The 20,283-nt window shown below is 55.7% G+C and carries 14 protein-coding genes, 1 tRNA gene, 3 rRNA genes and 1 other annotated feature; of the genes, 11 read left to right on the plus strand and 7 right to left on the minus strand.

The window, feature by feature from the left end:
• The first annotated feature begins 47 nt into the window (after positions 1-47).
• Positions 48-1,418, plus strand: coding sequence for a PepSY-associated TM helix domain-containing protein (locus tag ACR809_RS06045; RefSeq protein ID WP_094326623.1), 1,371 nt, complete (start codon positions 48-50; stop codon positions 1,416-1,418).
• Positions 1,419-1,426: 8 nt separating this feature from the next.
• Here the strand turns inward: ACR809_RS06045 and ACR809_RS06050 are convergent, their stop codons facing one another.
• Genes ACR809_RS06050 through ACR809_RS06060 form a run of 3 tightly spaced genes read right to left on the minus strand, consistent with a single transcriptional unit; the run spans position 1,427 to position 3,648 of the window.
• Positions 1,427-1,909: an OmpA family protein gene (locus tag ACR809_RS06050; protein WP_004145671.1), complete on the minus strand. Its 483-nt coding sequence runs from the start codon at positions 1,907-1,909 to the stop codon at positions 1,427-1,429.
• A 13-nt stretch (positions 1,910-1,922) separates the two neighbouring features.
• Entirely contained in the window at positions 1,923-3,146 is a 1,224-nt protein-coding gene (gene dgcN / locus ACR809_RS06055; protein WP_002914116.1) for a diguanylate cyclase DgcN, read from the minus strand.
• Complete coding sequence (locus tag ACR809_RS06060; RefSeq protein ID WP_004174804.1) at positions 3,139-3,648, minus strand: YfiR family protein; 510 nt, start codon at positions 3,646-3,648, stop codon at positions 3,139-3,141. The genes dgcN and ACR809_RS06060 overlap by 8 nt, the downstream gene beginning before the upstream one ends.
• A 342-nt stretch (positions 3,649-3,990) precedes the next feature.
• On the opposite strand from ACR809_RS06060, the gene aroF reads away from it, so the two are divergent.
• The 3 genes from aroF to ACR809_RS06075 all read left to right on the plus strand — a co-directional run bounded on the left by aroF (position 3,991) and on the right by ACR809_RS06075 (position 7,127).
• Positions 3,991-5,061, plus strand: coding sequence for a 3-deoxy-7-phosphoheptulonate synthase AroF (gene aroF, locus ACR809_RS06065; protein WP_002914114.1), 1,071 nt, complete (start codon positions 3,991-3,993; stop codon positions 5,059-5,061).
• A 9-nt stretch (positions 5,062-5,070) separates the two neighbouring features.
• Positions 5,071-6,192, plus strand: coding sequence for a bifunctional chorismate mutase/prephenate dehydrogenase (tyrA, locus tag ACR809_RS06070; protein ID WP_094326622.1), 1,122 nt, complete (start codon positions 5,071-5,073; stop codon positions 6,190-6,192).
• Positions 6,193-6,254: 62 nt separating this feature from the next.
• Positions 6,255-7,127: an SMP-30/gluconolactonase/LRE family protein gene (locus tag ACR809_RS06075; protein WP_004174805.1), complete on the plus strand. Its 873-nt coding sequence runs from the start codon at positions 6,255-6,257 to the stop codon at positions 7,125-7,127.
• Here the strand turns inward: ACR809_RS06075 and pheA are convergent.
• The 4 genes from pheA to bamD all read right to left on the minus strand — a co-directional run bounded on the left by pheA (position 7,124) and on the right by bamD (position 9,882).
• Positions 7,124-8,284 (minus strand): bifunctional chorismate mutase/prephenate dehydratase, encoded by a 1,161-nt coding sequence (gene pheA / locus ACR809_RS06080; RefSeq protein ID WP_122051106.1) that lies wholly within the window; start codon positions 8,282-8,284, stop codon positions 7,124-7,126. The two genes, ACR809_RS06075 and pheA, sit on opposite strands and share 4 nt — an antisense overlap.
• Positions 8,285-8,308: 24 nt before the next feature.
• Positions 8,309-8,433 (minus strand) — a sequence feature (Phe leader region).
• A complete protein-coding gene (gene pheL / locus ACR809_RS06085; protein WP_100250063.1) occupies positions 8,385-8,432 on the minus strand; it encodes a pheA operon leader peptide PheL in 48 nt (15 codons plus the stop codon). It overlaps the preceding feature by 48 nt.
• A gap of 105 nt (positions 8,434-8,538) precedes the next feature.
• The gene (gene raiA, locus ACR809_RS06090; RefSeq protein WP_002914111.1) at positions 8,539-8,874 is read right to left on the minus strand and encodes a ribosome-associated translation inhibitor RaiA; all 336 of its coding nucleotides are present in this window, start codon (positions 8,872-8,874) and stop codon (positions 8,539-8,541) included.
• A gap of 270 nt (positions 8,875-9,144) precedes the next feature.
• The gene (gene bamD / locus ACR809_RS06095; protein ID WP_004145664.1) at positions 9,145-9,882 is read right to left on the minus strand and encodes an outer membrane protein assembly factor BamD; all 738 of its coding nucleotides are present in this window, start codon (positions 9,880-9,882) and stop codon (positions 9,145-9,147) included.
• 131 nt (positions 9,883-10,013) lie between these two features.
• Between bamD and rluD the strand changes: the two genes are divergently transcribed.
• The 7 genes from rluD (at position 10,014) to rrf (ending at position 19,900) form a co-directional block, all read left to right on the plus strand.
• The gene (gene rluD, locus ACR809_RS06100; protein WP_002914110.1) at positions 10,014-10,994 is read left to right on the plus strand and encodes a 23S rRNA pseudouridine(1911/1915/1917) synthase RluD; all 981 of its coding nucleotides are present in this window, start codon (positions 10,014-10,016) and stop codon (positions 10,992-10,994) included.
• Positions 10,991-11,722 (plus strand): purine nucleoside phosphorylase YfiH, encoded by a 732-nt coding sequence (yfiH, locus tag ACR809_RS06105; RefSeq protein WP_021440571.1) that lies wholly within the window; start codon positions 10,991-10,993, stop codon positions 11,720-11,722. Before rluD ends, yfiH begins: the two co-directional genes overlap by 4 nt.
• Before the next feature lie 129 nt (positions 11,723-11,851).
• Positions 11,852-14,425 carry an ATP-dependent chaperone ClpB gene (gene clpB / locus ACR809_RS06110; RefSeq protein ID WP_004150973.1) on the plus strand — a complete coding sequence of 858 codons (2,574 nt, stop codon included), beginning with the start codon at positions 11,852-11,854 and terminating at the stop codon, positions 14,423-14,425.
• Positions 14,426-14,890: 465 nt separating this feature from the next.
• A 16S ribosomal RNA gene (locus ACR809_RS06115) occupies positions 14,891-16,430 on the plus strand.
• A gap of 85 nt (positions 16,431-16,515) precedes the next feature.
• Positions 16,516-16,591: transfer RNA gene (locus tag ACR809_RS06120), tRNA-Glu, on the plus strand.
• A 190-nt stretch (positions 16,592-16,781) separates the two neighbouring features.
• Positions 16,782-19,683, plus strand: a 23S ribosomal RNA gene (locus ACR809_RS06125).
• A 101-nt stretch (positions 19,684-19,784) separates the two neighbouring features.
• Positions 19,785-19,900 (plus strand): 5S ribosomal RNA (gene rrf / locus ACR809_RS06130).
• The 16S, 23S and 5S rRNA genes sit together here with 1 tRNA gene alongside, the layout of an rRNA operon.
• The last annotated feature ends 383 nt before the right edge of the window (positions 19,901-20,283 follow it).

Genomic DNA, 20,283 nt, shown 5'->3' on the forward strand with positions numbered 1-20,283 from the left:
ATCTGCGCACCGCGCAACGACCTCTTTTGCTTTAAAAAAGGAAAAGTATGACAACCTGCACCTCGCGCGCGGCATGGCTGAACCTGCTGCGTCGCCTCCATTTCTATATTGGTCTGTTTATCGGACCGTTTATCTTTGTCGCAGCCCTGACCGGCACGCTGTACGTGGCGACGCCGCAGCTGGAAAACTGGCTCTATCACGACGCGCTGCATGGCCTTGCCGACGGGACTCCGCAGCCGCTCAGCGCCCAGATTGCGGTGGCCGAAGAAGCGACCCAGGGCAATCTGCGGCTGCTGGCGGTGCGTCCGGCGTCTGCGTTGGGCGAGACCACGCGCATTATGTTTGCCGATCCGGGTCTCGGAGAGTCGGAATCCCGGGCTATTTTTGTCGATCCGATCGCGCTGCGGGTGAAGGGCGATATGACGGTCTACGGCACCAGCGGCATCCTGCCGCTGCGCCAGTGGATTGATTATGCGCATCGCTCTCTGCTGCTGGGCGACAGCGGGAGGTTATACAGCGAACTGGCCGCCTCCTGGATGTGGGTGGCCGCGCTCGGAGGCATTGCCCTGTGGGCGATGACGCGTCCAAAACGGCGGCTGAATAACGCCCTGCAGAACCATCGTCGGCTGCACGTGACGCTGGGCTGGGGCTTACTGGTGGGTATGCTGCTCTTCTCCGCCACCGGCCTGACCTGGTCGCAATGGGCCGGCGGCAATGTGGACAAAATGCGGGCAGCGTTCGGCTGGCTGACGCCGCAGGTCAATACCCAGCTGCATGGCGAGATGCCGATGACGCACGATCCCCATGCCGGACATCATATGGATGCGATGGCCATGGCCCAGCATCAGCCGGCGCTGCAGCTGGCCCAGTTTGACCAGGCGCTGGCGGCGGCCCGTCAGGCGGGGCTGAACGCCAGCCGGCTGGAGATCCGTCCGCCAGTGTCAGACGACCGCGCCTGGACGGTGAATGAGATCGACCGTCGCTGGCCGACGCAGGTGGACGCGGTGGCGATCGATGGCGCCACGATGCAGGTGGTGGATCGCACGCGTTTTGCCGACTTTCCGCTGATGGCGAAGCTCACCCGCTGGGGCGTCGATTTCCATATGGGGATCCTCTTTGGTCTGGCGAATCAGCTGCTGCTGGTGGGATTTGGCTGCGCGCTGTGCGTTACCATCGGGGTGGGGTACCGGTTATGGTGGATCCGCCGTCCGCCTCAGGCGGCCTGGGATCCGGCGCATTCGCTGCTGCAGGCGTGGCTGTCGCTCGCCCGGCCTGCCCGAAGCCTGGTGCTTGGGCTGGCGTTTGCCCTTGGATTGGCCATGCCGTTAATGGGAGCCAGCCTGCTGCTGTTCATTGCCGTTGACTACCTGCGCTGGCGCGCGGCAACGGCAATGAGGATGATGAAGTCCAGCGACTAAGTGAAGACTTACGGCGTGCTGATGACCACCGTTACCCGGCGGTTTTCGGCGCGCCCGGCCGCCGTGTCGTTGCTGGCGATCGGGTATTTTTTGCCAAGGCCGCGGGTGACTAAATTACTGCGTGGGACATGAGCGCCTTCCGCCCAGGCATCGGCCACGCTGTTGGCCCGCTTAAGCGACAGGGCTTCATTGTAGCTATCTTCACCATAATTATCGGTATGGCCTTCAAGGCGGCTATGGGTGATCCCGGTAGCCGCCAGCCGCGAGGCCATCGTGGTGATCTGCTGGCGGCTGTCGGGACGTAGTCGGTAGTCATTCTTGTCAAACAGGATGCTATCGGATAAGCCCAGGGACCAATCGCCATTGCTTTCAGTAAAGCCGTAAGATTTCATCGCCGCCACCTGCTCCGGGGTAAATTTTCCCTGAGGAGCCTGGCAACCTGTCAAAAGCGCCGCCGCCATCAGGGCGGGGACGAAATATTTTCTGATCATAATGAGTCCTTTATTATTTCAGCGTCTGCTGGATACGTTGGTTTTTCATCCGATACATATTCTGATCGGCAAGTTCTTGCAGTGATTCCGCGGTGGCGTGCTCCCACGCCAGGGCATAACCGACGCTCAGCGAGAGCGTGGCGCTATGACCGTTGTGCAGGTTGAATGGCGGAAGAAATTGTTCCGTTAGCGCCTGGCACAGGGCCTGCACTTCTGCTTCCGAGCGCACCTCGCGCAGCAGAACGGCAAACTCATCGCCGCCAAGACGCCACGCCAGATGGCGTTTACCGGCAAAAGTCATCAGGCGGCTGGCGACCTCCATCAGCACTTTATCGCCCGCCGCATGCCCCCAGTTGTCGTTAATCAGTTTGAAATTATCGCCATCAAGAAACAGCAATGCCGAGGTTTGATGATCGACTTCATTCTGCATCAGCTCGGCGAGCGCGTTACGAAAGGCGGCGCGGTTAGCCAGGCCGGTCAACGGATCGTGTAACGAACTGCGTAACAGCTGCGCGTTTTTGGCCTGCAGCTGGCGCTGCCAGTCCTCCATTTCCCCCAGCAGGCTGTTAAAGTCCTGGGCGAAAAGATGGAACTCCTCGATACGCTCCTCCGGCACCCGCCGGGAGAAGTGGCGGTTTTCACGTATATCATGCACGACCTCAGTGATGCTCTGCAGGGCGGCGACGATCCCCCGGTGTAGGGAGTGGGTCAGCAGCAGGGCGATGAACGAGGCGAGCAGAATGCTGCCGGTCAGCACCAGAATCGAGATACCGAGAAAGTGGCTAATCAGTTCATCAAGCGCGGTCAATCTCAGCTCGCCGATTTGTTTGCCCTGGTGCCAGATGGGCTGCACCGTGGGCTCCGGAAACAGCCATTTACTGATAAGCCCGCTCACTTGCTCTTTATTGGCCAGCGGTTCATGGCGCCACGCGGCGAAGTGCTGCATCTGGCCGTTTAGCACGATTGCCTGGGAGATCTGCCCTTGCTTGCCCAACGACGCGAGGGTCTCCTCTGCCGCCGCGCTGTCGCCAAATACCAGGGCGGCTTCGAGGCTGCGCCCCATGGTCGCGGCAGTGAGCTCAAGATTTTTCTGCGCGTACTGCTTGAGCGTGAAGATTGAGGCTGTACTCAGCAGCAGCCAGACCAGCGTCATGGAGATCACCACGCTTATCACGCTAATGCGACGGAGCGCGCGTTTGAAAGTCGGGCGCGGAGTCTGTGAAAAGTCCTTATTCATGTGGTTTCTTCCGGGCAAGCATCAGGACGTCCGGGTTAACCCGAACCCCGCTGTGCGTCAGAACGTCCAGATTAACGGAGAAGCGGACCCGGTCGTCATTGATGATCAGGCAAAACGCGCTACCAATTGAACAATCCGTATTTTGTTCTGCGATGAGTAACAGCGGCCTCGGGCCATAGCGGCGAGTGAGTTCTGACTGTTCAGTCGGCGATTCGCTGCCAAAATAAAAACCATCGCAGGTCGTTTTTAACGCTTCTTCACGATTACGTACTATCACCGGTTGATAGGGTAATGCATCCGGATCTTCATGAGCCAGGCTATGGGTGAAGCGTGATGAGGCAAAAATGCACAGCTTTGGCGCTCCTGTTAATGACGGCCAACGGGTGTAGGTCACGATCCCGGAAACAATAGCGCGAACATGTTCTGAAGGTCCGGCAGCAAAAACAGGAGATACCGCGATGAGAAAAAATACAGTCAATAAAAGACGGTGTAATACTGTCATTAACGCTTCCGTCAAAGTCGCCATAGCGCGGGAAAAGCCGCTGCCGATGCCCGGCGAAGAATACCACTGTTAATAAAACCCGTCATTAGATGCGCCCTTTGCTTTGGGACAATTCTCACCAGGATTTTTCGTAGTACCGATACCGTGGGTGCGCAAGTTTGGCTTGTTTTTCCTATGTGTAAATATTGTTATACGCATCGCGCCATTGTGAGTGGCAATTAATTCGTTGGTGTAAATTAAAATTTACGGAATATGGATTGAATTCTTTACTTTGTGTGGTATCGTTACGTCATGCCCTCGGAGGCAACCCTTATCGCAAACGAGCTACACAGGATCGCAATCATGCAAAAAGACGCGCTGAACAACGTACATATTACCGACGAACATGTATTAATGACCCCGGAGCAACTGAAGGCGGAATTCCCGCTGAGCGTCGAGCAGGAAGCGCAGATCGCGCACGCCCGTCAGACCATTTCGGATATCATCGCCGGTCGCGATCCGCGCCTGCTGGTGGTATGTGGTCCTTGCTCCATTCACGATCCGGAAGCTGCGATTGAATATGCTCGTCGGTTTAAAGCCCTTGCCGCAGAGGTCAGCGATAGCCTCTACCTGGTGATGCGCGTCTATTTTGAAAAACCCCGTACCACCGTCGGCTGGAAGGGGCTGATTAACGATCCGCACATGGATGGTTCGTTTGATGTTGAAGGCGGCCTGAAGATTGCGCGTCGTCTGCTGGTCGAGCTCGTCAATATGGGACTGCCGCTGGCGACGGAAGCGCTGGATCCCAACAGCCCGCAGTACCTCGGGGATCTGTTCAGCTGGTCCGCTATCGGCGCGCGTACCACGGAATCACAAACGCACCGCGAAATGGCCTCTGGCCTGTCGATGCCGGTCGGCTTTAAAAACGGTACCGACGGTAGCCTGGCCACGGCCATCAATGCCATGCGCGCCGCGGCGATGCCGCACCGTTTCGTAGGCATCAACCAGGCCGGGCAGGTCTGCCTGCTGCAAACGCAGGGTAATCCGAACGGCCATGTGATCCTCCGTGGCGGCAAGGCGCCGAACTACGGTCCGGAAGATGTGGCGAAATGCGAAAAAGAGATGGCGCAGGCGGGACTGAAGCCGTCGCTGATGGTAGATTGCAGTCATGGGAACTCCAATAAAGATTTCCGCCGCCAGCCGGCCGTGGCTGAATCCGTGGTCGCGCAGATCAAAGATGGCAACCGCTCCATTATCGGCCTGATGATCGAAAGTAATATCCACGAAGGCAATCAGTCCTCTGAACAGCCGCGTGAGGCGATGAAATACGGCGTCTCGGTGACGGATGCCTGCATCAGCTGGGAGACTACCGAGGCGCTGCTGCGTGAACTGGATAAGGATCTCCGCGGCCACCTGGCGGCCCGTTTGGTTTAAGAGGAAAGTATGGTTGCTGAACTGACCGCGTTACGCGATCAAATTGATGAAGTGGATAAAGCGTTGCTTAGCCTGCTGGCTAAGCGTCTGGAGCTGGTGGCCGAAGTCGGCGAGGTGAAGAGCCAGTATGGCCTGCCGATTTACGTCCCGGAGCGCGAGTCGGCGATGCTCGCCTCCCGACGTGAAGAGGCGGCTGCGCTCGGCGTACCACCGGATCTGATCGAGGACGTTCTGCGTCGCGTGATGCGGGAATCCTATTCCAGCGAAAACGACAAAGGCTTCAAAACCCTGCAGCCGAATCTGCGGCCGGTGGTCATCGTCGGCGGCGGTGGGCAGATGGGCCGTCTGTTTGAGAAGATGTTAACGCTGTCCGGCTACCAGGTGCGTATTCTGGAAAAAAACGATTGGGCCCGGGCGGCGGATATCGTCGCCGATGCCGGCATGGTTATCGTCAGCGTACCGATTCACACCACCGTGGAGACGATCGGCAGGCTGCCGCCCCTTCCGGCGGATTGCATTCTGGTTGACCTTGCCTCGGTGAAAGCGGAGCCGCTGCAGGCGATGCTGGCGGCGCATCAGGGCCCGGTTCTTGGCCTGCACCCGATGTTCGGTCCGGACAGCGGCAGCCTGGCGAAGCAGGTGTTGGTCTATTGTGATGGCCGCCAGCCGGAGGCCTATCAGTGGTTCCTCGAACAAATTCAGGTTTGGGGCGCGCGGCTGCACCGCATCAGCGCCGTTGAGCACGATCAGAACATGGCCTTTATTCAGGCGCTGCGCCACTTTGCCACCTTCGCCTATGGCCTGCACCTGGCGGAAGAGAATGTACGTCTTGAGCAACTGCTGGCGCTCTCGTCACCCATTTACCGACTGGAGCTGGCGATGGTAGGCCGTCTGTTTGCCCAGGATCCGCAGCTGTACGCCGATATTATTATGTCATCGGAAAACAACCTGGCGCTGATTAAGCGCTACTACCAGCGTTTCGGCGAAGCGATCGGCCTGCTGGAGCAGGGCGATAAGCAGGCGTTTATCGACAGCTTCCGTAAAGTCGAACACTGGTTTGGCGATTACGCTCAGCGTTTCCAGAGCGAGAGCCGCACGCTGCTGCGTCAGGCGAACGATAATCGGCAGTAAAGCGAAAAAGATGTATACAATAAAGCCAGCGACCGCTGGCTTTTTTTATAGGGATGACAACGATGGCTGAACCACAACCGCTGTTTGACTACACCGGATACCTGCCGGAATGCCCGACCTGGAGCGAGGCAGAGCAGGCCCTCTACTGGGCTGATATCATGGAATGTGAAATTCACCGCTACGATATCCGCAGCGGAGAACACCAGGTGCTGCAGTTTCCAGAGGAGGTCGGCTGTTTTGCCCTGCGCGAGAAGGGCGGGTTTATCGTGGCATTGCGCAGCGGCATCTGGCTGACCGACGCCCACGGCCTGCTGCGGCGGAAAGTCTGCGATAACCCGAGCAACCCGGAGCTGGCGCGGTTTAACGACGGCGGGACCGATCGCGATGGGCGCTTTTATGCCGGTACCTTCTGGGGGCCTGGGGATTACAACGGCGCGCTGCTGATGCGAGTGGATAACGACCTGCAGCCGAAAGTGATCCAGTGTGACATCCATGGCGCCAATGGCCTGGCCTTTAGCGCCGATCGGCGCTGGATGTATACCTCTGATACGCCGAACGCCGTGATCTACCGTACGCCGCTGGATGAGCAGGGTGAGCCTGGCCGACGCGAAGTCTTTCGCCGTTTTCAGCCTGGCGAAGGGATCCCTGACGGGGCGGCGATCGACGTGGAGGGATGTTACTGGAGCGCAATGTTTGACGGCTGGCGGATCGCCCGTTTCTCGCCGCAGGGCGAGGAGCTGGAATCCTACCCGATGCCGGTTCGTTGCCCGACGATGGTCTGCTTCGGCGGGGCGGATATGAAAACGCTCTATATCACCACCACCCGGGAAAACATGGAGGACGATGAGCTGGCGCAGTATCCGCTGTCAGGCGCCATCTTCACCCTGCCGGTAGCGGTGGCAGGGATGAAGAAATTACCGTTCCGCGAATGTTAAACCGGATCCACCGGGACCACGTTTTCGCTAGGGTAGCAGCCGAGGACCTTCATGGAGCGGGTGATATCCGCCAGCTCCTTCAGCGCCTTGCGCATGGGCAGCGAATCCAGGTTGGCCTGAATATCGAGATAAAACATCTCTTCCCAGGGATTGCCGTGGATCGGGCGGGATTCCAGTTTGGTCATGATCAGATTGTGGTTGCGCAACACCAGCAGGGCTTCCACCAGGGCGCCCGCCTGCTGACCGGTCGCCATTAACAGCGTGGTCTTGGCCGGCACCTGATCGGAGACGTTCACCGCTTTGCGCGCCAGGACGAGGAAGCGCGTGATGTTCTGCGTCTGGTTGGCCTGGCAGTGCTCCAGCACCTGCAGACCATACAGAGCGCCGCCCGCTTCGCTACCCAGGGCCGCGACGGCCGGGGAGTTCGCCTGCGCCACTTTTTCCATTGCCGCCGAGGTGCTCTCGGTATACTCAATCTTCCAGTGCGGGTAGCGGCTCAGGTACTGGCTGCACTGCTGGAACGGCTGCGGATGGCTGTAAACGGTCTGAATTTTATCGGCATCCGTCGAGGTGCTCACCAGTACGCAATGATCGATAGGGATCGTCAGCTCGCCAACGATCGACAGGCTGGTGTGCTGCAGCAGATCGTAGACGTCGTTGATCCCGCCGGAGCTGGTGTTTTCAATCGGCAACACCGCGTAATCGGCCTGGCCGGTTTCTACCTGATTAAAAATATCGGCGAACTTCGCGCAGCCGCTCTCAATAAACTGCTCAAAGTGGCGAGCGGCGTACTGACGCGCCGCCAGATGCGAGTAAGAGCCCTTGGGACCGAGGAACGCCACGCGGGCCGAATGCGGGTTAATTTTATTCAGATGCTGCTGCAGCAGGGTTTGCTGGGTAAGAACAGAGTCTTCGATAATCAGCTGGAACAGGCGGGTGATATAGTGCGCATCCAGATTATGGCGCTTGCCGATAGTCATCAGGCGCTCCAGCAGATCGCGTTCGCGGTCAATATCACGCACCGGACGATGGGAGGCCAGTTTGGCTTTTCCAACCTCAACAGCCAGTCCGCGGCGCTCCGCCAGCAGAGCAAGCAGCTTCTCGTCCAGGGCGCTTATCTTATCGCGCAGCGCCAGTAATGGGTTTTCCTCGGTCATAGATGTTGCCTTTGTTGTTATCAAATAAAAAAGGCCTCCCGGGTGGGAGGCCTTATTGTTCGTCTTCGCATTCTTTCTTATACGACGAATTGCCTCCCGGTCAGGGGAAGGTAAAAAAGAATGCGAAGAAGAACGGGACAAGTTTCATGGTAAATTCCTTTAGGTAGTGGGGATTACAGTACCTGTACTGTTTTCACTCTGTCAATAAAAAACGCGCCCGAAGGCGCGTGGCATGACACAACTTAAGTTAAGGATTACTCTTCTTCTTCCACAAAGCCTGCCTCTTTCACCGACGTCGCGGCGCGGCGGGCTTCCCCTTTGTGTTGCACTTTATTGAGCTGCCGTTCCAGCTTGTTGATCAATTCGTTAATGGCGGCGTACATATCTTCATGACGCGCACTGGCAACCAGATGGCCGTTTGGCGTGTTGATGGTTGCATCAGCGATAAAACCCTGCGGCTCCTTAGACAGAATGATGTGCGGGTTGATTAAATGAGTTTGCCACTTATCCAGTTTGGCGAGACGGTCTGCGACATGCTGGCGGATTGCCGGAGTAATTTCCATTTGTTTACTGGTAATGTTCATTGTCATAAATTTTACCTCTTGTCTTTCCCGTCTTGGTGAATCCAGCATACCTTTCCCAATGTCAAAATGTGTGATCTAAATCACATTTTATTGTCACTTTTTGTCAACAAATTCATTTTGTGAGACAGGGCAGGAAGAAGTGAGATTTTACTTGTCGAACCCGATAAAGCAGGCCATATTTGATGAGTTAACCCGGCGCTAAACCGCTTCAGCTCGTCGGGAAACGTATAAAAAAACGGCAGCCAGTGGCTGCCGTTTGCGATCGATGAGTCAGGCTCAGGTGTTCTTGCTGTTCGCGGCGATAATCTTCGCGACTTTGTCCGCCTGAGCGTTCATTTGCATCTGACGATAGGCGTTTTCCATCTTCGGCAGGGCATCGCGGGTGGCCTGGGTATCCGGATAATTACGCATCATCCCTTCCACACGGTTAACCACGGCAACCCATGCGCCACGATCGGTGTAGTAATCCACGACCGACAGCTCATATTTGGCCAGACGATCTTTCAGGAACACCATGCGTTTATAGGCGTCAGTGGCGTACTGGCTGTTCGGATAACCTCGCACCAGTTTGGAGAAGTCATTGAAGGCATCGCGCGCGTGCTGCGGATCGCGGTCGGAGCGATCAACGCCGAAGAAGCCCTGCAGGGCGCTGTCATCCAGGGCCATGTTGGTCAGGCCGCGCATATAGATGACATAGTCGATGTTCGGATGGGTGGGGTTCAAACGCATGAAGCGATCGATAGCCGCCTGAGCCAGAGGAAGATCGGCGTTTTTATAATACGCATAAATCAGATCCAGCTGTACCTGTTGGGAATAAGGGCCGAATGGATAACGATTATCCAACGCTTCCAGTTGCGTTATCGCCTGTTTCCAGTTACCGTCCTGCAGTTTTTGCTGGGCGGTCGCGTAGATTTCATTCGGCGGATTATCAGGCACCTCTTCCTTAGAGCCGGAGCAACCCACCAAAGCCAGGCTCAGTGTGGCGGCTGCCACCAGGTATTTCATGCGCGTCATGACGTTTTGACTTCCTCAAAATGTTTATGCGGGAGAATCTCTGTTCCTGCTCCCGATTAAGACCAGCTACAATAGCACACTATATTAAACGGCAAAGCCGTAAAACCCAACGTTAAACGAAGAAGCTGTATATGGCACAACGAGTACAACTCACCGCAACGGTGACCGAAAATCAACTCGGTCAACGCTTAGATCAGGCTTTGGCCGAATTGTTCCCTGATTATTCGCGATCGCGGATAAAAGAATGGATCCTCGACCAACGCGTATTAGTCAATGGCACCATTGGCGATAAACCGAAAGAAAAAGTGCTGGGGGGAGAACGCATCGCTATCGATGTGGAAATCGAAGAAGAGGCGCGCTTCCAGCCGCAGGATATTCCGCTCAATATCGTTTACGAAGATGATGACATCATCGTGATCAATAAACCGCGCGATCTGGTTGTACATCCTGGCGCGGGCAACCCTGACGGTACTGTGCTGAATGCGCTGCTGCACTACTATCCGCCTATTGCCGATGTGCCGCGCGCGGGTATTGTTCATCGTCTGGATAAAGACACCACCGGTCTGATGGTGGTGGCGAAAACCATTCCGGCGCAAACCCGGCTGGTGGAGTCGCTGCAGCTGCGCGAGATCACCCGTGAATACGAAGCGGTGGCGATCGGTCATATGACCGCCGGTGGCACAGTGGAAGAGCCTATAAGCCGTCACCCGACCAAGCGTACCCATATGGCGGTGCATCCGATGGGCAAACCGGCGGTGACCCACTACCGCATTATGGAACATTTCCGCATCCATACCCGCCTGCGTCTGCGTCTGGAAACCGGTCGTACGCATCAGATCCGCGTGCATATGTCGCATATCACCCATCCGCTGGTAGGCGACCAGGTCTATGGCGGCCGGCCGCGTCCGCCGAAGGGCGCGTCGGAGGAGTTCATCACCGCGCTGCGTAAATTCGACCGCCAGGCGCTGCATGCCACCATGCTGCGCCTGTATCACCCGATCTCCGGCATTGAAATGGAGTGGCACGCGCCCATCCCGCAGGATATGGTCGAGCTCATCGAGGCGATGCGCGCCGATTTTGAAGCCCATAAGGACGATATTGACTGGTTATGACGAAACTGATTGTACCGCAGTGGCCAATGCCCGGCAGCGTGGCGGCCTGTAGTTCTACCCGCATCGGCGGCGTGAGTCTGCCGCCCTATGACTCGCTCAACCTGGGCGCCCATTGCGGCGACAATCTGCAGGATGTCGAAGAAAACCGGCGGCGGATGTTTGCCACCGGCGGCTTGCCGTCTTACCCGGTTTGGCTGGAGCAAGTCCATGGCACCGAGGTTCTGACGCTGGACGGCGGACCCTATCCGTCGAAACGCGCGGATGCCTCTTATAGTCGTACGCCAGGGACCGTCTGCGCAGTGATGACCGCTGACTGCCTGCCGGTGCTGTTCTGTAACCGCGACGGCACCGAAGTCGCCGCGGCGCACGCGGGATGGCGCGGCTTATGCGAAGGGGTTCTGGAAGCGACGGTTGCTCGTTTCGCCGATAAAGCCGAAAATATTATGGCGTGGCTGGGGCCCGCCATCGGTCCGCAGGCGTTTGAGGTGGGACCGGAAGTCCGGGATGCCTTTATGGTGAAGGACGAGAATGCGCACCGGGCTTTTCGTCCGGCAGGCGAAAAATATTTTGCTGATATCTACCAACTGGCGCGGCAGCGTCTGGCAAACGTCGGCGTTGAGCAGATTTTCGGCGGCGATCGCTGCACGCTAAGCGAAAAGGATGATTTTTTCTCTTACCGGCGCGACAAGACCACCGGTCGTATGGCAAGTTTCATTTGGCTGATATAACCTAGAGAATCAAGACGATCCAGAAGGCAAACTTATTTTTCACATAGTTCGGGTCTTTAACCTTGAATAATTGAGGGATGACCTCATTTAATCTCCAGTAGCAAATTTGACCTGTTTATGGGAGGAGTTATGCGTCTGGATCGTCTTACCAATAAATTCCAGCTTGCTCTTGCCGATGCCCAGTCGCTCGCACTCGGGCACGACAACCAATTCATCGAACCTCTTCATTTAATGAGCGCCTTGCTGAATCAGGAAGGGGGATCGGTACGTCCTTTATTAACCTCGGCGGGCGTGAATGCCGGGAAACTGCGCACTGACATCGAACAGGCCTTGAGCCGTTTACCGCAGGTGGAAGGCACCGGCGGCGATGTGCAACCTTCTCAGGATTTAGTGCGGATCCTCAACCTTTGCGACAAGCTGGCGCAAAAGAAAAAGGACAACTTTATTTCGTCGGAACTGTTCGTTCTGGCGGCGCTTGAATCGCGCGGTACGCTGACCGACCTTTTAAAATCCGCCGGAGCAACAACCGCCAACGTGACTCAGGCGATTGAACAAATGCGCGGAGGGGAAAGCGTGAACGATCAGGGTGCCGAAGACCAACGTCAGGCATTGAAGAAATTTACCGTCGATCTCACCGAGCGTGCCGAGCAGGGCAAGCTGGATCCGGTGATCGGCCGTGATGAAGAGATTCGCCGTACCATTCAGGTACTGCAGCGTCGTACCAAAAACAACCCGGTGCTGATCGGTGAACCCGGGGTGGGTAAAACGGCAATCGTCGAAGGCCTGGCGCAGCGTATCGTCAACGGCGAAGTACCAGAAGGGCTGAAAGGCCGTCGGGTATTGGCGCTGGATATGGGGGCGCTGGTGGCCGGGGCGAAATACCGCGGTGAGTTTGAAGAGCGTCTGAAAGGCGTGCTGACCGACCTGTCCAAACAGGAAGGCAACGTCATTCTATTTATCGACGAACTGCATACCATGGTTGGCGCTGGTAAAGCCGACGGCGCGATGGATGCGGGTAACATGCTGAAGCCGGCGCTGGCGCGTGGTGAACTGCACTGCGTCGGGGCGACGACGCTTGATGAATACCGTCAGTACATCGAAAAAGACGCCGCGCTGGAACGTCGCTTCCAGAAAGTGTTCGTTGCCGAGCCTTCGGTAGAAGATACCATCGCGATTCTGCGCGGTCTGAAAGAACGTTATGAGCTGCACCACCACGTGCAGATCACTGACCCGGCTATCGTGGCGGCGGCGACCTTATCGCATCGCTATATTGCCGACCGTCAGCTGCCGGATAAAGCCATCGACCTCATCGATGAGGCGGCATCCAGCATCCGTATGCAGATTGACTCCAAACCGGAAGAGCTGGACCGCCTCGATCGGCGTATTATCCAGCTGAAACTGGAACAGCAGGCGCTGAAGAAAGAGTCTGATGAGGCGAGCCTGAAGCGTCTCGATATGCTCAACGAGGAGCTGGCGGATAAAGAACGGCAGTACTCGGTGCTGGAAGAAGAGTGGAAAGCGGAAAAAGCGTCGCTCTCCGGCACCCAGACCATCAAAGCTGAGCTGGAGCAGGCGAAAATCGCCATCGAACAGGCGCGTCGCGTCGGCGATCTGGCGCGGATGTCCGAGCTGCAGTATGGCAAAATTCCGGAACTGGAGAAACAGCTGGCGGCTGCCACTCAGTCCGAAGGGAAAACCATGCGTCTGCTGCGTAATAAAGTGACGGATGCTGAAATCGCCGAAGTGCTGGCCCGCTGGACCGGTATCCCGGTCTCCCGCATGATGGAAAGCGAGCGCGACAAACTGCTGCGTATGGAGCAGGAGCTGCATCATCGGGTGATTGGCCAGGATGAGGCGGTTGAAGCGGTATCCAACGCCATTCGCCGCAGCCGCGCCGGGCTGTCCGATCCGAACCGGCCGATTGGTTCGTTCCTGTTCCTCGGTCCAACCGGGGTCGGTAAAACCGAGCTGTGTAAAACGCTGGCTAACTTTATGTTCGATAGCGACGACGCGATGGTGCGTATCGATATGTCCGAGTTTATGGAGAAACATTCCGTCTCGCGTCTGGTCGGTGCGCCTCCGGGATACGTCGGCTATGAAGAGGGCGGTTACCTGACCGAGGCGGTGCGCCGTCGTCCTTATTCCGTCATCCTGCTGGATGAAGTGGAAAAAGCGCACCCGGATGTGTTCAACATTCTGCTGCAGGTACTCGACGACGGGCGTCTCACCGACGGGCAGGGGAGAACGGTCGACTTCCGTAATACGGTAGTCATCATGACCTCGAACCTCGGTTCCGATCTGATTCAGGAACGGTTCGGCGAGCTGGACTACGGACATATGAAGGACCTGGTGCTGGGGGTAGTCAGCCAGAACTTCCGTCCGGAGTTCATCAACCGTATCGACGAAGTGGTGGTCTTCCATCCGCTGGGCGAGAAACATATTGCCTCTATTGCCCAGATCCAGCTGCAGCGTCTGTATAAACGTCTGGAAGAGCGCGGATATGAAGTGCAGATGTCCGATGAGGCGCTGAAGCTGCTGAGCGCCAATGGTTACGATCCGGTATACGGCGCGCGGCCATTGAAACGTGCTATTCAGCAGCAGATTGAGAACCCGTTAGCCCAGCAGATCCTTTCCGGTGAGCTGGTTCCGGGTAAAACCATCGAGCTGGTAGTAAAAGACGACCGCATTGTGGCAGTGCAGTAAATCACAAAACGACAAAAACGGGCCCAGCGGGCTCGTTTTTGTTTAAAAACCAGGCAAGAATTAAAGCTCAACACCTGATTTGGTTGAAAAGTGAGCGGTTGAATTCTTTTTTTGAATTTATCCTTGTCACTTCAGAATTACCCCCTATAATGCGCCTCCACTGACACGGAATAACGGCAAACAAGCCGCCGGGCCAGGAGGATTCAACGACGGAAATCGACGTTGAAAGCCGACAGAGGAAAGCAAAATAAGCGCTTGACTCTGAATGAGGAAAGCGTAATATACGCCACCTCGCGACAGAGCGCTAAAGCGCGTCGCAACTGCTCTTTAACAATTTATCAGACAATCTGTGTGGGCACTCAAAGTGACATGGATTCTTAACGTCCTCGGACGAAAAATGAATACCAAGTCTCAAGAGTGAACACGTAATTCATTACGAAGTTTAATTCTTTGAGCATCAAACTTAAATTGAAGAGTTTGATCATGGCTCAGATTGAACGCTGGCGGCAGGCCTAACACATGCAAGTCGAGCGGTAGCACAGAGAGCTTGCTCTCGGGTGACGAGCGGCGGACGGGTGAGTAATGTCTGGGAAACTGCCTGATGGAGGGGGATAACTACTGGAAACGGTAGCTAATACCGCATAACGTCGCAAGACCAAAGTGGGGGACCTTCGGGCCTCATGCCATCAGATGTGCCCAGATGGGATTAGCTAGTAGGTGGGGTAACGGCTCACCTAGGCGACGATCCCTAGCTGGTCTGAGAGGATGACCAGCCACACTGGAACTGAGACACGGTCCAGACTCCTACGGGAGGCAGCAGTGGGGAATATTGCACAATGGGCGCAAGCCTGATGCAGCCATGCCGCGTGTGTGAAGAAGGCCTTCGGGTTGTAAAGCACTTTCAGCGGGGAGGAAGGCGGTGAGGTTAATAACCTCATCGATTGACGTTACCCGCAGAAGAAGCACCGGCTAACTCCGTGCCAGCAGCCGCGGTAATACGGAGGGTGCAAGCGTTAATCGGAATTACTGGGCGTAAAGCGCACGCAGGCGGTCTGTCAAGTCGGATGTGAAATCCCCGGGCTCAACCTGGGAACTGCATTCGAAACTGGCAGGCTAGAGTCTTGTAGAGGGGGGTAGAATTCCAGGTGTAGCGGTGAAATGCGTAGAGATCTGGAGGAATACCGGTGGCGAAGGCGGCCCCCTGGACAAAGACTGACGCTCAGGTGCGAAAGCGTGGGGAGCAAACAGGATTAGATACCCTGGTAGTCCACGCCGTAAACGATGTCGATTTGGAGGTTGTGCCCTTGAGGCGTGGCTTCCGGAGCTAACGCGTTAAATCGACCGCCTGGGGAGTACGGCCGCAAGGTTAAAACTCAAATGAATTGACGGGGGCCCGCACAAGCGGTGGAGCATGTGGTTTAATTCGATGCAACGCGAAGAACCTTACCTGGTCTTGACATCCACAGAACTTAGCAGAGATGCTTTGGTGCCTTCGGGAACTGTGAGACAGGTGCTGCATGGCTGTCGTCAGCTCGTGTTGTGAAATGTTGGGTTAAGTCCCGCAACGAGCGCAACCCTTATCCTTTGTTGCCAGCGGTTAGGCCGGGAACTCAAAGGAGACTGCCAGTGATAAACTGGAGGAAGGTGGGGATGACGTCAAGTCATCATGGCCCTTACGACCAGGGCTACACACGTGCTACAATGGCATATACAAAGAGAAGCGACCTCGCGAGAGCAAGCGGACCTCATAAAGTATGTCGTAGTCCGGATTGGAGTCTGCAACTCGACTCCATGAAGTCGGAATCGCTAGTAATCGTAGATCAGAATGCTACGGTGAATACGTTCCCGGGCCTTGTACACACCGCCCGTCACACCATGGGAGTGGGTTGCAAAAGAAGTAGGTAGCTTAACCTTCGGGAGGGCGCTTACCACTTTGTGATTCATGACTGGGGTGAAGTCGTAACAAGGTAACCGTAGGGGAACCTGCGGTTGGATCACCTCCTTACCTTAAAGAACCTGCCTTTGTAGTGCTCACACAGATTGTCTGATGAACGTAAAGAAGCAAGGCGTCTTGCGATTGAGACTTCAGTGTCCCCTTCGTCTAGAGGCCCAGGACACCGCCCTTTCACGGCGGTAACAGGGGTTCGAATCCCCTAGGGGACGCCACTTGCTGGTTCGTGAGTGAAAGACGCGTGCCGAACTATCTCAAAACTCATCTTCGGGTGACGTTTGAGATATTTGCTCTTTAAAAATCTGGATCAAGCTGAAAATTGAAACGACACACAGCTAATGTGTGTTCGAGTCTCTCAAATTTTCGCGACACGATGATGTTTTACGAAACATCTTCGGGTTGTGAGGTTAAGCGACTAAGCGTACACGGTGGATGCCCTGGCAGTCAGAGGCGATGAAGGACGTGCTAATCTGCGAAAAGCGTCGGTAAGGTGATATGAACCGTTATAACCGGCGATGTCCGAATGGGGAAACCCAGTGTGATTCGTCACACTATCGTTAACTGAATACATAGGTTAACGAGGCGAACCGGGGGAACTGAAACATCTAAGTACCCCGAGGAAAAGAAATCAACCGAGATTCCCCCAGTAGCGGCGAGCGAACGGGGAGCAGCCCAGAGTCTGAATCAGCTTGTGTGTTAGTGGAACGGTCTGGAAAGTCCGACGGTACAGGGTGATAGTCCCGTACACCAAAATGCACAGGCTGTGAACTCGAAGAGTAGGGCGGGACACGTGGTATCCTGTCTGAATATGGGGGGACCATCCTCCAAGGCTAAATACTCCTGACTGACCGATAGTGAACCAGTACCGTGAGGGAAAGGCGAAAAGAACCCCGGCGAGGGGAGTGAAAAAGAACCTGAAACCGTGTACGTACAAGCAGTGGGAGCACCTTCGGGTGTGACTGCGTACCTTTTGTATAATGGGTCAGCGACTTATATTCTGTAGCAAGGTTAACCGTATAGGGGAGCCGCAGGGAAACCGAGTCTTAACTGGGCGTTAAGTTGCAGGGTATAGACCCGAAACCCGGTGATCTAGCCATGGGCAGGTTGAAGGTTGGGTAACACTAACTGGAGGACCGAACCGACTAATGTTGAAAAATTAGCGGATGACTTGTGGCTGGGGGTGAAAGGCCAATCAAACCGGGAGATAGCTGGTTCTCCCCGAAAGCTATTTAGGTAGCGCCTCGTGAATTCATCTTCGGGGGTAGAGCACTGTTTCGGCTAGGGGGTCATCCCGACTTACCAACCCGATGCAAACTACGAATACCGAAGAATGTTATCACGGGAGACACACGGCGGGTGCTAACGTCCGTCGTGAAGAGGGAAACAACCCAGACCGCCAGCTAAGGTCCCAAAGTCATGGTTAAGTGGGTAACGATGTGGGAAGGCACAGACAGCCAGGATGTTGGCTTAGAAGCAGCCATCATTTAAAGAAAGCGTAATAGCTCACTGGTCGAGTCGGCCTGCGCGGAAGATGTAACGGGGCTAAACCATGCACCGAAGCTGCGGCAGCGACACTATGTGTTGTTGGGTAGGGGAGCGTTCTGTAAGCCTGCGAAGGTGTGCTGTGAGGCATGCTGGAGGTATCAGAAGTGCGAATGCTGACATAAGTAACGATAAAGCGGGTGAAAAGCCCGCTCGCCGGAAGACCAAGGGTTCCTGTCCAACGTTAATCGGGGCAGGGTGAGTCGACCCCTAAGGCGAGGCCGAAAGGCGTAGTCGATGGGAAACAGGTTAATATTCCTGTACTTGGTGTTACTGCGAAGGGGGGACGGAGAAGGCTATGTTAGCCGGGCGACGGTTGTCCCGGTTTAAGCATGTAGGCTGATTATCCAGGCAAATCCGGATAATCAAGGCTGAGGTGTGATGACGAGGCACCACGGTGCTGAAGTAACAAATGCCCTGCTTCCAGGAAAAGCCTCTAAGCATCAGGTAACATCAAATCGTACCCCAAACCGACACAGGTGGTCAGGTAGAGAATACCAAGGCGCTTGAGAGAACTCGGGTGAAGGAACTAGGCAAAATGGTGCCGTAACTTCGGGAGAAGGCACGCTGGTGTGTAGGTGAAGTCCCTGCGGATGGAGCTGAGACCAGTCGAAGATACCAGCTGGCTGCAACTGTTTATTAAAAACACAGCACTGTGCAAACACGAAAGTGGACGTATACGGTGTGACGCCTGCCCGGTGCCGGAAGGTTAATTGATGGGGTTATCCGTAAGGAGAAGCTCTTGATCGAAGCCCCGGTAAACGGCGGCCGTAACTATAACGGTCCTAAGGTAGCGAAATTCCTTGTCGGGTAAGTTCCGACCTGCACGAATGGCGTAATGATGGCCAGGCTGTCTCCACCCGAGACTCAGTGAAATTGAACTCGCTGTGAAGATGCAGTGTACCCGCGGCAAGACGGAAAGACCCCGTGAACCTTTACTATAGCTTGACACTGAACATTGAGCCTTGATGTGTAGGATAGGTGGGAGGCTTTGAAGCGTGGACGCCAGTCTGCGTGGAGCCAACCTTGAAATACCACCCTTTAATGTTTGATGTTCTAACGTTGGCCCCTTACCGGGGTTGCGGACAGTGTCTGGTGGGTAGTTTGACTGGGGCGGTCTCCTCCCAAAGCGTAACGGAGGAGCACGAAGGTTAGCTAATCCTGGTCGGACATCAGGAGGTTAGTGCAATGGCATAAGCTAGCTTGACTGCGAGCGTGACGGCGCGAGCAGGTGCGAAAGCAGGTCATAGTGATCCGGTGGTTCTGAATGGAAGGGCCATCGCTCAACGGATAAAAGGTACTCCGGGGATAACAGGCTGATACCGCCCAAGAGTTCATATCGACGGCGGTGTTTGGCACCTCGATGTCGGCTCATCACATCCTGGGGCTGAAGTAGGTCCCAAGGGTATGGCTGTTCGCCATTTAAAGTGGTACGCGAGCTGGGTTTAGAACGTCGTGAGACAGTTCGGTCCCTATCTGCCGTGGGCGCTGGAGAATTGAGGGGGGCTGCTCCTAGTACGAGAGGACCGGAGTGGACGCATCACTGGTGTTCGGGTTGTCATGCCAATGGCACTGCCCGGTAGCTAAATGCGGAAGAGATAAGTGCTGAAAGCATCTAAGCACGAAACTTGCCCCGAGATGAGTTCTCCCTGAGACTTTAAGTCTCCTGAAGGAACGTTAAAGACGATGACGTTGATAGGCCGGGTGTGTAAGCGCAGCGATGCGTTGAGCTAACCGGTACTAATGAACCGTGAGGCTTAACCTTACAACGCCGAAGATGTTTTGGCGGGTTTGAGAGAATTTTCAGCTTAGATTCAGAGTTGAGTACGCAATATAAAGAATTGCGTACTGAGCACAAAGAATTTGCCTGGCGGCACTAGCGCGGTGGTCCCACCTGACCCCATGCCGAACTCAGAAGTGAAACGCCGTAGCGCCGATGGTAGTGTGGGGTCTCCCCATGTGAGAGTAGGGAACTGCCAGGCATCAAATAAAGCAGAAAGCCCGGTCGAAAGACCGGGCTTTCTGCTTTATCTGTTGTTTGTCGGTGAGCGCTCTCCAGAGTAGGACAAATCCGCCGGGAGCGGATTTGAACGTTGCGCAGCAACGGCCCGGAGGGTGGCGGGCAGGACGCCCGCCATAAACTGCCAGGCATCAAACAAGTGAAGAGCCCATCCTGTCGGATGGGCTTTTTGCGTTTCTGTCGTCCGGCCAGCGTGCCGGTATGTCTCCCCGGTGGCGCTGCGCTTACCGGGGCTACAAAACCGTACCCCGGACAAAGTGCGCAGCACCGCCTCCGGCGAAAACTACGCCATGTTCGCTCCATTATCTCCTTTCAACGCAAAATAAAACCCCGTCATGGCAATCC

The organism is Klebsiella sp. CD33 (genome assembly GCF_051992865.1).
Classification (GTDB): Bacteria; Pseudomonadota; Gammaproteobacteria; order Enterobacterales; family Enterobacteriaceae; genus Klebsiella; species Klebsiella pneumoniae.